Here is a 13,390-nt window from a genome sequence, read left to right on the forward strand (position 1 = left end):
TTTTATGTTTGAAGTTAATAAATGGTTAGAGAAAAAAGTATTTGGTATGGGAGTTTTTTTTGAATATGCTGTATGCCCTATGCTAGTTAACCAAGCAAAAACAAAAGCTTATTGGAAAGATAGAACAGGCCATGCAAGGCAAAACATAAATGGTGGAGTTGAAGGAAGTAGTTCTGAAATTGAACTTTATTTAGCACATGGAACTGAATATGGTGAATGGTTAGAAAGAGGTACTGGTATATATGGTCCAACTAAAAAGCCTATTGTACCAGTTAATAAAAGTGTTTTAAGTTGGGTTGATACTTCAGGAAAACGACATTTTGCTAAAAGTGTTAAAGGTATGAAACCTATGCCAATATTAGAAGATACTTTTACAGATAATAAAGAACTTATAATAAAAGTCATAGAAAAGTATTGGGAAGGATAATTTATGAGACATGGAATAAGACAAAAATTAATAGAGTCTGATATAGGAATACTTAATTGCTATGAACCTAACATTCCTAATAAACAAACTATTAAACCTTATGCAGTAGTAGTACAAAATGATGATACTAAAAACAATGAAGCAGTAGGATTTAAGAGAACTATTGAAGTATGGTTTTATGTTGATAAAACATCATTTAAAGAGCTTGATAAAATTGTAGAAAAAGCAATTAAAGCGCTACATATGCAGACTATAGAAGATGTAAAAACAAAAGAAACATTTACTTGTATATTCAATGGAATTGTTGGTCAAGATGGAATAGATGAAGAATGGGATGCTTTATATAGAGGATTACAATTTACTGTAATAGCTTTACACGATGATGAAGAGATTAATACAGACTCTTGGTTAGATGCACTAAAAGATTTTACAAAAGAAATAACAGATATTGAAGTTTATCAGAATACATGGAAAAAAAATTTTAAAGATCCATCTATACTTTGGAGAGTATCTAACACAAGTAAGGAACGTATTAATTCAGCATTAATAAAAGAAAGTAAGACACTTATATGTCATATTGTTAGTAATAATAAAAATGAAATTAATAAATTATTAGATACTATAGAAGATAAACTCATTACAGATTTAAAGATACCTTTAGATATTAAGGATAAAAGATATTTAACTATAGAAAGTATAGAAGAAGATAGAGAAGCAGATATGCTAAGTAAAGGACAATTAACTGTAAAATTTTTTAAAAGAAAAATGATAGATCAGAAAGAAGTACCTACAATAGAAAAAATATATGGTAGAGGTAATTTAGAATAGGAGGATTAATATGGCGAAAGAAACTACAGTCGAAGAAAAAACAACTAAGATAGAAACTAAATATCCAATAGAGGATTTTATAAAAAATAGTGAAGCACTTGGCTACAGAAGAGAAGTAGTTGCAGGTGCTTTATTTAATTTAAAAGAAAAAGAATTTACTAAAAGTGAATTTGAAAAGAAAGTAAGAGAATTTTTAGGAAAGAAGGTAGTATAAATGGCTACAGGAAATTGGGATGAAAATAACAGGCCACAAATACCAGGGTTTTATAATCGTTTTGAAACTAAGGCAGAAGAAAGAATAGGAACTGGCATACATGGTATTTTAGCAATGCCAGTAAAGTCGGATTGGGGAGAAACTAAAAAAGTTATTTCTATTAAATCTGAAAAGGAACTTAAAAAACAATTTGGAGAAAATATGAACTTAACTGCTTTTAGATTGGGTAGATTGGCACTTTTAGGGAATCCAAAAGAATTATTACTTTATAGAATGACTGATGATAATGCAAAGTGTTCAACATTAACTTTAAAAAATGGTGAAAGTGCACCTGCAGATATTATAGTTTTAGAAAGTAAATATCCTACAACAAGAGATTTTAATATAACTATAAGAGCAAATTTAATAGCACAGGATAAAAGGGATTTAATTCTATTTGAAGGAAGTAAGCAATTATTTGCTATAACTGCATTAGATAGCAACTTAGATGAAGTGGTTGAAAGAATTAATAGCAATGTAGAAAACACATATATAAATGCTAAAAAGATTGATAATGCAACTGGATCATTGGGTGAGGTAGCAAATAAAAAGTTTACAGGTGGAAATGATGGTATAAGTGCAATTACAAATAAACATTATTTGGAGACTATGAAAGCTTTTGAAAGCTATGGAATAGATGGATTTACATTAGATGGAGTAACAGATATATCACTTCAAAATTGTGTGAAGGAATGGGTTATAAGAAATAAAGATGAAGGTATAAATATAATAGCTTTTTTAGGTGGAAGTAAAGAAGAAACTTTAGAACAAGCAAACAGTAAGTCAAAAGAATTTAATCATGAAGATGTAGTAAATGTATTTTGTCATGGCTATTATGAAGGCATTAAATATAATCAAGCTGAGGTTGCTGTATATGTAGCAGCGCTTGGAACAGGGCAAAGATTAGGTGAGAGTTTATGTAATGAAGTAACTATATTTGATGAAGTTGAACCTAGATTATCTAAAGTAGAGATTGAAACTGCGCTGAATAGTGGAACCTTAGTTTTAACTAAGGATGATAGTGATGTAATAATTGTAGATGATGTTAATACATTAAAGAATTATCCAGATAATAAATCAGACGTATTTGGAAGTATTAGAGCAGTTAAATTTTTAAATGCTGTTGATGGAGATACATCTTTAAAACGAAAAGATTTTGTTGGGAAAGTAACAAATGATCCAGAAAACAATACAGGAAGAACATTGATTCTCTGTGCATTGAAAAAGTACTTTGAAACATTATCTAATGCAGGAATTATAAGGAATGACTTTACAGTTGAAATTGATAAAGAGCTTCAAGCAAAGGCAAAATCAGACGAGTTCTTTTGGAAATGGAATGCAACTTATATTGATGTTGTAAAACGTATCTATGGAACAGGATACGTTAAAAAATAGAAAGGATAGTGATATAAATGACAGGAGAATTAGATGCAAGTAGAGTATGTAATGGTACCTACGGGAAAATATATATGGATGGTGAATGGCAATCACATGTAAATGAGTGTACTGCAGATGTTGAAATGGATATGAAGGACATTGTTACATGTGGTAGTGAATGGACTGGTTATAAATGTGGAGCAAAAAAAGGCTCAGGAAACATTAAAGGATTCCATGTAACTAGTAAAATGATTCAACAAGGGTTCAAAAAGTTTGAATTACTTTCAAGCTTGGAGGACCCGGAAGCATATGGTTTTGAAAGAATAAGACTTAAAAATTGTAGAGCCACAAAAGTTAATTTGATTAATTTTAAAGGTGGAGAAGTTGTAGAAGAAGATATACCATTTGTTTTTAGTGGATTTGAATTGGTAGATCCTATTGTAGCAGAATAATAAAATATAAAAAATAATATATTAGATATAAATTTAGGAGGAATAAAATTATGAATAGAACAGCGGAACAAATTTTAGATATGAATGAAGAAGATATCTTAAAGCAATTAGTAGAAGAGGAAGAATTGCCAGCTGCAACAGTTATATTAGACAGATTAAAAATTAAATTAGAACTTAAAGGATTAACAGAAAAAGAAATAAGTTCTATAAAAAAAGAATGTTCTACTAGAAAAAAAGTTAGAGGTATTTGGGAAGAAAATTTAAATAGTGCTGAATTTGATGCAGGATTAATTGTAGCTGCAACAACTAATTTTAATTGGGATAATCCAACACTAATAGAATCTAAACATGTAAGTGATGGCAAACAATATATTAGAAGAAAATTATTAGCTGGTGAAATATCAAACCTTGTAAGCAAAATACTAGATTTAAGTGGATATAATGATGAAATAGAAGATGCTGAAAACATAAAAAACTAATAGAGTCGGGAGGTCGTATTACTGCACTTTATAATTTATTTACAAAACACAATATGTCTCCTGACTTTGTTATGTCTAAAAGTAAAATGGCGAGGAAACTTCTCTTCGCCTTTTCAAACTATGAAATAGAAAAAGAAAATAAAGCTTATGAAAAAGCCAGGAGGTGATATAACTGGCTAAAAAAGAAATATATCGAATTGGAATTGGTATTAGCGTAAGTGGAGATAAGGAAGCTAAAACTAAACTTACTGCAGTTGAAAGAATAGCAGAAAGTACAAAGAAAAAAATGAAAGCTTTAGATAAAATAAAAGCTAGTCCAAGTGTTAAAATTACAGATAATGCATCAAGTACAATTGATAAAGTAAAATCTAAAAGTGATAAGTTAAACAAAACAGTTACAACAAAGATAAAAGTTACGGATAATGCAAGTACTACTGTAGATAAAGTAAAATCTAAGACTGATAAACTGAATAGGACATTTACAAGTAAAGTAAAAATTAATGATGCTGCAAGTGTGACAATAGATAAAATAAAATCCAAATCAGATGATTTAAATAATAAAAAAAACAAGATTAAAGTAAGTGCTGATGATACAGCAAGTGAGCCTATAAGCAGAGTAAAATCAAAAGCAGAAGAATTAGGAAATAAGAAAGCTAAAGTTAAGTTAGAGGCTAAAGATGAAGCTACAAGTGTAATAAATAAAGCACAGAATAAAATCAATGGTTGGATTAAGACAGGTGCAAAGAAAATAATAACTATAGGCTTAGCTGGTAGTGTTGCACTTGGTGGATTAGGTGTTGGTTCAGCAATGAAAACTTTCACAGGGTTTGAATCAGCAATGAGTACTGTTCAGGCTACAAGTCAGTCTACAAAAGAAGATTTAGTTAAGTTAACAGATAAAGCTAAGGAAATGGGTGCAAAATCTGTTTTTAGTGCAACAGAATCAGCCGAAGCATTAAATTATATGGCTATGGCTGGATGGAAAACAGACCAAATGCTAGGTGGTATAGAAGGTATTATGAACTTGGCAGCTGCTAGTGGTGAAGATTTAGCAATGACTAGTGATATAGTTACAGATGCATTGACAGCATTTGGAATGCAAGCTAGTGACAGTGGTAAATTTTCAGATATATTAGCATCAGCTTCAAGTAATGCAAATACTAATGTACATTTATTAGGAGAATCTTTTAAATATGTAGCATCAACTGCTGGAGCAATGAAATATAGTGCAGAAGATACAAGTATAGCATTAGGTTTAATGGCGAATAGTGGAATTAAAGGGTCAATGGCTGGAACTGCTCTAAAAAATGCAATAGTAAATATGGTAAGTCCAACGGACACTATGGCTGGTGTAATGGATAATTATAATTTATCCTTAACTGATACAGATGGCAAAATGAAGTCATTAAAAAGTGTAATTGATATGCTTCGAGAAAAGATGGGTGGTCTTGATGAAGCAACACAAGCAGCAGCTGCTGCAGATCTTTTCGGAAAAGAAGCAATGTCAGGAATGTTAAGTATTATAAATGCAAGTGAATCAGATTATAATAAATTAACTAATGCTATCTATAACTCTGATGGAGCGGCAAAAGCAATGTCAGAAACCAGGCTTGATAATCTAAAAGGACAAATTGAAGAGCTTTCTGGAGCAGCAGAAACAATGAAAATTGACTTAGCTACTAAATTGGCTCCATATACAAAAGAATTTATAACATGGCTTATAGGAAAAATGCCCGCAATTTCAGATAAAATAATGAGTACAGTTGATTATATAAGCAATCATACAGATACAATAAAATCACTTGCAATAACTTTAGGTAGCTTAGGAGCATCTATTGCAGTATTTTCTAAGGTAGGTGCTATAAGTAATTCAATTTCAGGCTTAGGAAACGTAGTTAAGTTATTTAAAGGTGGTTCTGTAGTAAAAGAAACCACTGAAATAGCAGGAGGAATAAAATCTATAGGATTAGCAAGTAAATTATTGCCTGTACTATTTAGTCCAGCAGGTGCAGCAGTAATTGGTACTGTAGGTGCTATTGGAATTGCAGTAAAAGCAAATAGTTCATTAATGAAAAAAGCTACATCGACAACAGTTGAAGAATTAGGTCCAATAGAAAAAATAATGAATAGTTTACATGGTAATCTAACTAAATCAAAATCTGAAATGCAGAAGTTAGGTCTTGTATATAAAGATTTTGGAGAAAATATTGGAGACGATTTTAAAAAGAAACTTGAAGAATCATCTAAGTCTCTATTGGATTTTCAATTACTTATAAATAAAATTAATTTAGATGGAGCAATAAGCGAAAAAGAATCTATAGAATTTGATAGTAAGGTACAAGAAATGTTTGATAATTCTATTAAAACTATAGAAGAAAAGAAAAAAGAAACTCATTCAGCATTAGAAAAATTGTTTGCAGATGATGGAAATATAAGTGAAGCAGAACAGACAACATTGGATTATTTTAGTCAAAAGTATGATACTCAGGTTACAGCAGAGCAAAAGTTACAAGATGAAATATATAATATAAAAGAAAAGGCAATAGCAGATCATGGAAAGTTACTTGATGAAGATATAAGACAAATCAAAGAAAAGCAACAGGAAAGGGCAAGAATTGAACTTGAAGCAACTGGTGGAAATCAGGATGAAATAAATTATGCTAAAAATGAATTTAAGGCTAGGGCTGAGAATTTAGACATAAAAGATGCGTCAAAATTATTAAAGGATTCTGCAAAAGAGCGTGATGATGCCATAGTTGATATTAAAGCAAAATATAATACTTATATAGATAACCTTAAAAATGAATTATCTAATCCAGAACTTGATGCAGCTAAGAGAGGTAAGTTAGAATCAACATTAACAGAACTTGAAAAATCAAAAGCAGCTAAAATAAAGTCACAAAATGACTTATATAATTCAAACTTAGATACAGTATATAAACAAAATCCTAATTTAGAAGGTCAAATAAATAAATATACTGGAGAAGAATTTACTAATAAAGATATTTCATCACAAAAAGTTATGAATAAAATAAAAGAAACATATGATGGAATAGAGCAAATAACTAAAAGTGGTAATTATAGAGTGTATGATGCATCTAAGAAAGCATGGACAAATTTACAGGTAGCAGTAGATTCCAATAGTGGTGAAATAACAGGAATATATGATGAAACTTCTAGAAAATGTGGTGCATATACAGCCGAAATGGGAAACGAACTTGAAAAATTAGGCAAAACTCATACAGATTTAAATACAAGTACTGTAGAAGCAATGAAATCATTAAGTGGTGCACATGTAAATTCAAAAGGTCAAATAGTATCAGCAAATGATGAAATTGTTGCAAGTTTAGATAAACGTAAAATAAGTACAGATGGTGTTCGTTCAGGAATAATAAATTTAAATGGAACTCCTATAGAAATTAAAAGTGATGCTACTGGAGCAATAACTAATATGGATCAAGTTATGACAGCAATAAATTTAATGCCACCTTCAAAAGAAATTGCAGTTAATGCACTAACTGATACAGCTAATAATAAACTAAACACAGTAGAAAATTCACAAAATAGGTTAAAACCTGAAAACAATATCAAAGTAAATGCAAATACAACAGAGGCAGAAGGAAAACTTGGTGGATTATTAGGAACTTTAGGTCAGATAGTTGGAACAGCATGGACTGCAACAGTAAATGTTATGAAACAAAGATATGGTTTTGGTAGTAAAGTAGATGAAAATGCTAGTGGAACAAATTCATATAGAGGTGGATTTTCAACTGTAAATGAACGTGGATGGGAATTATCTGATAGAAAAACAGTTCCAATCATAGGTGCTCATAAAGGGAACCCATTAACTTATATGTCTAAAGGTACTAAAATATTGAATCATATGCAATCAGTTAATGATATGAAGAGAGAAGTTGCTGCACAAATTGATAATAAAATGGTGTATAAACAACCTCATGTACAATATCAGGTTGCACAAGCTCCACAACCTCAAATTGCAGGAATTGGTGGATTAAATTTTGGAGATATAAATGTTAATGTTGAAAGTAATGATGACATAGATACAATAGTAGCAGAGGCTACTAAAGAAGTGGCTAGAAAATTAAAAGAGGCATTGCTTAATATTAAAAAATAAGTAATTTTATGGTATGATTTAATAGGAGGTGAAAGGCTTGAAAAAAAATAAAAAGACACTTGTTGTAGGAGTTGTAGTAGTCATTGCGCTAATTTTCATTATTGATATGAGTATTACAATAAATAAAATTGGAAATTTTCCTGTTAGTAAACCATATGATGAATTTACTTTAAATGAGAAGATAGCTTCCAAATTAAGTGGATATGAATTCTTTACAAAAAAGGAGCTTGAAGAAAAAGGTATTATATATACTGATGATCAAAATGAAGCGAAAAAAATAATAGAAATATTTAATCCTTTAATAGAACTGGTTTCTGCAAATAAAGATGGCGAGGATACAGAAGAAAAAATAAAAGTATGCGAGTCAATATTGGATGAATTAGATAAAGAAAATTCAAGTGGAAAAATAAAAGGTGATAATCTTATAAATTTCATAGATGATTGCATTAGTATGACTCAAAATTATAAGTTTTCATTAGAAGCTTATAATAAATTAGAAGTTGATAAGTATAAAATGTATAGTGAAAAAGTAGTTGAGAATTTCAATAAAATTAATAATGATATGTCAAGATTAGGATTTGGAAAAAAATAATAGTTAAAAGCACTCATTCTAAAATTTGAATGAGTGCTTTTGTTTTAAATTTGGGGTGATTGTTTTGGATGTATATTTAAAAAAGGATAAGACAACTTTTCATTTCCCTGTTAATCCACTTGAAAAAGTATTTATAGAAAAAGAAAAAAGATATATTACTGTAGACATCTTAGATTTTGGAGAAGTTGATCTAGCGCAGAAAGGCAAAAAAATAACTGAGTTAAGTTTTGATACATTTTTCCCAAAAGAATATGATGAATCTTATTGTAGATACATAGATATTCCTAATCCTAAAGATGCTATAGATTTATTAACTAAATGGAAAGATGAAGAATCTCCAGTAAGGCTTATCATAACGGATTTTGAGTTTAACGAATTAGTTAATATATCAAAATTTACAGTAGAAGAAAGAGGCGGAGAAGTAGGAGATAGATATATTAGTATTTCTTTTAGAACAGACAGAGATATTAGAATAGAAACTTTAAATACTCAATCTAAAAGTTCTAGTTCTCTTAAAAATAATAGATCTACTCAATCAAGTAAATTTAATAGAAATGATATAGTTAGGGTTACTGCAGATGTACTTAATGTTAGAAGTGGACCAGGAACAAGCAATCCTGTTATAGGTTCTGTTACTAATGGAACTAAATTAAAAGTATGGAGAGCACAAGGAAACTGGATTGATGTATTTTGGGGGAATCATGGTGGATTCATATGTCAAGATTATGTTACTAAATAAGGAGTTTTGCTTATGGAATTAATACTAAGAAATAAATATAAAATTACATTAACTGCAGAGAGTGGAACACTTAAAGAAAGTATAGATGGAATAGCATATACTTTAAGTCTTTCATTGATAAATACAGATGAATTTGAAAGATTAGGTATTGCTAAAGGACATAGTATAGAACTATATGATTATGCCTTTAATAGTAATAATACTAAGGTTAGGATATTTAGTGGTATAGTTTGGGATGTAAATAAATCTAAAAAAACTAAAAAAATGACTATAACCTGTAAAGAAAGGACTGTTTATATAGAAGAGAGTGAGGATGAATTTCTATGTTTAAACGGTCAAACAGCTACTCAAAGGGCTAGTTTACTTTGTAAGGATTGGAACATTCCTATAGGTACTTTTGTTAATACAAAAGTAGGATTAACTAAGGATAGAAGGAAAGAATCAATTTACAGTATGATGTGGAAGGACCTTAAAGAAACAGCTCAAAAGGGTGGCGAACTTTATAAATTTAGAATGGAAACTAAGTTGAATTTAATTAAATTAGGTTCAAATTCTGTAATTTATAAGTTAGATAGTATTTTAGATGATGTGCAAAATAAAAGCAGTTTAAGTGGCGCAGTAACGCAAGTTAAAGTATTAGGTAAGAATGATAAGGAAGATACTAAATCGCCGGTTATAGGTGTATTTAAAAAAGGTACTGAAAGTTATGGAACAATACAAAAGGTTGTACAAGATGAAAAAGTACAAAATTATGCTAATGCACAAAATAAAGCAAATTCTTTATTTTCGGCAGGAGAAAACAGTATAGATGTAAGTTGTGTACAAGATATAAATACTCTTAGAGCTGGAGATGTAGCTAGTTTATATGGCACTAAATATTATGTAACAGATATTACACATACATTAGGTGGTAAAGGTAGTATGGATTTAACATTAATGAATTGGGAAGGAGTTAAGAGGAAGTTCTATGGAGAGTAATATGTTTGAAGAAGTAGTTAGAACTATTAATAATAATACTACTGAAGCTATTGATGGAGCAATGTATGGTACTGGATTTACATTAGGAACATTAACAACAACAGGACTGAAACTAGATAACTTTAAAAAAGAAATTAATGATTATTTAGTTTTGGATTATCTTAATTTAAAAGATAAATACAATACAGAATCAGCAGGAGAACATACTCATAGCCATAATTTTAAAACTCCTTTAAATATTGAAAAGTTAAAAGTAGGCGATAGAGTTTTAGTTGCACAACTAGGGAAGGATTGTATAATAGTTGGGAGAGTGAAGGCACATGAATAACTTGTTTCCAGATGGAAGTTTAGAAGAAATTACTTTAAAAGAAGATACACCAATAGAACTGAAAAAAACTTATGCAATTGACTTTGAAACTGGGGAATTTATAAGGAATCCAGATGGTTCAATTAAATTGCTGAACGAGTTTGATTCATATATACAATGGTGTCAAAAGGCTATGATGACAGCAAGATACAAGTATGAAGCATATTCAAATTTATATGGTAAAGATATTATAGGATCTACTAGTTTAGATAAAAAAGCAATGGAGCTTGAAATTAAAAGAGTTACACGAGAGGCTTTAATGGTTCATCCATTTACTCAAAGTGTTGACTCTTTTTCTTTTGACTGGAGAAATGGAGAAGTTTTTTACACATATGAAGTTACAACTATAGATAATGAAACTAAAACTCTAATGAATACTGAGAAAGTGGGGTGATTGATAAATGGATATAAATATTCCAGATATTTTAAAGGAAACAACTGAAAATATACATGAGAGAATGTTGAATAAAGCACCTAAAGATATAAGTATATTGGAAGGTGATATATTCTGGGATGCAACTAGACCAAGTGCTGAAGAGATAGCTAGAATTAAAAATATAGATATGCAAAGTATTTTAGAATTAGCATTTACACAAAGTTCCACAGGAAAGTATCTTGAATATATAGGAGAAACTAAAGGCAAATTTAAAAATCCACCTACTAAATCAATGGGATATGTAAAATTCAAAGGGAATCCAAATACTTTTATTCCAAATGGATCTAGAATTTCAACAATTTCTGATGACGTAAAAGAAGCCATTGAGTTTGAAACAATAGAATCAGCCCCAATAAATGAAACAGGAGAAGTAGTTGTTAAAATAAGATGTTTAATACCAGGTATTATAGGAAATGTTAAAGCAAACACAATAAATGTTTTGGTAAGTCAAATAAATGGCATAAAAGAAGTTACAAATGAAGATGATCTTATAGGTGGAACAAATATTGAAGATGAAGAACATTTTAGAGAGAGAATTATGGAAGCAGAACAAAATGATTTTCTAAGTGGTTCAGATAGTGATTATGAGCGTTGGGCAAAAGAAGTAGATGGAGTTGGCCAAGCTTATGTTATAGAAGAATGGAATGGTCCAGGAACTGTTAAGGTTTTAATTTTAGATAAAAATTATCAAGTGGCCAATGAAGATTTATTAAAGAGAGTTAAAGAATATATTCATCCAGATAAAAAGGAAGGAGAAAACAGAAAAGGAAAGGCTCCTATAGGTGCTAAAGTTACCATTAGCACACCAAGTATTTTAAAAATTAATGTAAAAGCTAAATTCAAGTTTAGTAACAATTCTAATACAGAAATATTACTAGACGATATAGAAATTAAAATCGCTAATTATCTAAAGAAAATAAAAATCAATGGAGTAGTTAATTATAATGCGATTCATTCTATTGTAGGCTTGTATATCCTTACAAATGAAGGGATAGAAGATTTTAGTGAATTAAAAATAAATGATGGAACTAGTAATATAACATTAGTAGATCAAGTAGCTGTTGTAGGAGATGTTATTAATGTTTAAATCAGTTAAAGCACAAGAAATGTATTCAAGTGTATCTCCTGTATATGAAAAAAATAAATTAATGAAATTAATCTATGAATCTATTGGAAGTGAATTAGATGACAATATAGAACTCACAGAAGAGATTTTAAATCAATTTTTCCCTCAAACTGCTACATGGGGTCTTGTTATATGGGAAAAAAGATTAAATATATCAAGTAATCTTAATGAAAATATAGATATAAGAAGGGCAAAAGTAATTTCTAGACTACAGAGCAAAAATAAAATAATAAATCCACATCAAATGGCTATTATAATTTCAAATTATACTAAAGCTAAAATAGACATTGTAGAAGATGTAGCACCTTATGTGTTTGAAATAAACTTAGAAAGCAATGTAGGATTCCCAATTGATTTAAAGGAAATGTATAAGGAAGTTATTAGAGTAAAACCTTCTCATTTAGGGGTTAGATATAAGTTAACATCAATAAATAGAAATAAAATATTTTTAGGTGCAGCAACACTTTGTGGAGAAGAAGTAACAGTGTATCCTTGGTCACCTAGAGAAATAGAATCAAAAGGAAAGATAAATATAGCTATGGGACATAATACAGGACTAGAAAATATAGTTATATATCCTAGAAAGGAGATTATTTAATATGGCTCAACAATTTTATACACTTCTAACTAATGTAGGTAAGGCAAAACTAGCTAATGCTAGTATATATGGGAGAAAAATAAATCTTACAACCTTAGTTGTAGGAGATTCAAATGGCAATTATTATAATCCTACAGAGAGTCAAGAAGAATTAGTACATGAGGTTTGGAGAGGCAACATACATTTAATTGCTATAGATGAACAGAATCCCAATTGGATTAAAATAGAAACAGTTATTCCAAGTGATGTTGGTGGTTTTACTATTAGGGAAGTAGGGGCACTAGATGATGAAGGAAACTTAATACTAATAGCAAAATATCCTGAAACATATAAGCCTGTAATTGATGATGGAGCAACAAAGGAATTAAAAATCAGAACAATACTAGAAGTTAGTAATGCAGAAAATGTTACATTAAAAATAAAGTCTAATCTTATTACAGCAACTATGGAAGATATAGATAATTTAAATAAAAAAATAGAAAATATAAAAGTTCCAGTTGAAAGTGTAAATTCTAAAACAGGAGCAATAGAGCTTAAAGCAGAGGATATTAACTGCAATGATAATAAGTCAGTTGAGTCGCATTTGGAAGATATGACGAAAGA

Annotated in this window: 15 protein-coding genes; all 15 read left to right on the top strand. The window is 29.6% G+C overall.

Translation table 11 applies throughout. The annotated features are described in order from the left end of the window. The first annotated feature begins 4 nt into the window (after positions 1–4). Positions 5–427 (top strand): hypothetical protein, encoded by a 423-nt coding sequence (locus BN346_RS10455; protein ID WP_040328443.1) that lies wholly within the window; start codon positions 5–7, stop codon positions 425–427. Between the two features lie 3 nt (positions 428–430). Next, positions 431–1,255 carry a DUF6838 family protein gene (locus BN346_RS10460; protein WP_040328444.1) on the top strand — a complete coding sequence of 275 codons (825 nt, stop codon included), beginning with the start codon at positions 431–433 and terminating at the stop codon, positions 1,253–1,255. Between the two features lie 10 nt (positions 1,256–1,265). Continuing rightward, positions 1,266–1,469 carry a YqzN/YkzM domain-containing protein gene (locus tag BN346_RS10465; RefSeq protein WP_040328445.1) on the top strand — a complete coding sequence of 68 codons (204 nt, stop codon included), beginning with the start codon at positions 1,266–1,268 and terminating at the stop codon, positions 1,467–1,469. Further along, a complete protein-coding gene (locus BN346_RS10470; protein WP_040328447.1) occupies positions 1,470–2,903 on the top strand; it encodes a phage tail sheath family protein in 1,434 nt (477 codons plus the stop codon). A 17-nt stretch (positions 2,904–2,920) separates the two neighbouring features. After that, positions 2,921–3,337 (top strand): phage tail tube protein, encoded by a 417-nt coding sequence (locus tag BN346_RS10475; protein WP_040328448.1) that lies wholly within the window; start codon positions 2,921–2,923, stop codon positions 3,335–3,337. Between the two features lie 50 nt (positions 3,338–3,387). Continuing rightward, complete coding sequence (locus tag BN346_RS10480; protein ID WP_040328449.1) at positions 3,388–3,816, top strand: phage tail assembly chaperone; 429 nt, start codon at positions 3,388–3,390, stop codon at positions 3,814–3,816. Positions 3,817–4,102: 286 nt separating this feature from the next. Next, positions 4,103–7,951 (top strand): phage tail tape measure protein, encoded by a 3,849-nt coding sequence (locus BN346_RS10485; protein ID WP_051540283.1) that lies wholly within the window; start codon positions 4,103–4,105, stop codon positions 7,949–7,951. 37 nt (positions 7,952–7,988) lie between these two features. Then, the gene (locus BN346_RS10490; protein ID WP_040328454.1) at positions 7,989–8,543 is read left to right on the top strand and encodes a hypothetical protein; all 555 of its coding nucleotides are present in this window, start codon (positions 7,989–7,991) and stop codon (positions 8,541–8,543) included. A 55-nt stretch (positions 8,544–8,598) separates the two neighbouring features. Continuing rightward, on the top strand, positions 8,599–9,282 hold the full coding sequence (locus tag BN346_RS10495) for an SH3 domain-containing protein (RefSeq protein ID WP_242838423.1): 684 nt from the start codon (positions 8,599–8,601) through the stop codon (positions 9,280–9,282). Positions 9,283–9,294: 12 nt separating this feature from the next. Continuing rightward, the gene (locus tag BN346_RS10500; RefSeq protein ID WP_040328456.1) at positions 9,295–10,260 is read left to right on the top strand and encodes an XkdQ/YqbQ family protein; all 966 of its coding nucleotides are present in this window, start codon (positions 9,295–9,297) and stop codon (positions 10,258–10,260) included. After that, positions 10,250–10,588, top strand: coding sequence for a hypothetical protein (locus BN346_RS10505; protein ID WP_040328457.1), 339 nt, complete (start codon positions 10,250–10,252; stop codon positions 10,586–10,588). The genes BN346_RS10500 and BN346_RS10505 overlap by 11 nt, the downstream gene beginning before the upstream one ends. Next, positions 10,581–11,021 carry a DUF2634 domain-containing protein gene (locus BN346_RS10510; protein WP_040328458.1) on the top strand — a complete coding sequence of 147 codons (441 nt, stop codon included), beginning with the start codon at positions 10,581–10,583 and terminating at the stop codon, positions 11,019–11,021. Before BN346_RS10505 ends, BN346_RS10510 begins: the two co-directional genes overlap by 8 nt. 7 nt (positions 11,022–11,028) lie before the next feature. After that, positions 11,029–12,150, top strand: coding sequence for a baseplate J/gp47 family protein (locus tag BN346_RS10515; protein WP_040328459.1), 1,122 nt, complete (start codon positions 11,029–11,031; stop codon positions 12,148–12,150). Beyond that, entirely contained in the window at positions 12,143–12,787 is a 645-nt protein-coding gene (locus tag BN346_RS10520; RefSeq protein ID WP_040328460.1) for a putative phage tail protein, read from the top strand. The genes BN346_RS10515 and BN346_RS10520 overlap by 8 nt, the downstream gene beginning before the upstream one ends. Position 12,788: 1 nt before the next feature. Further along, positions 12,789–13,390, top strand: a 602-nt coding sequence (locus BN346_RS10525; protein ID WP_162472037.1) for a phage tail protein, incomplete at its 3' end; no start/stop codon positions are given.

The sequence above is a fragment of the Clostridium ihumii AP5 genome (assembly GCF_000612845.1).
GTDB classification, from domain to species: domain Bacteria; phylum Bacillota; class Clostridia; order Clostridiales; family Clostridiaceae; genus Clostridium_J; species Clostridium_J ihumii.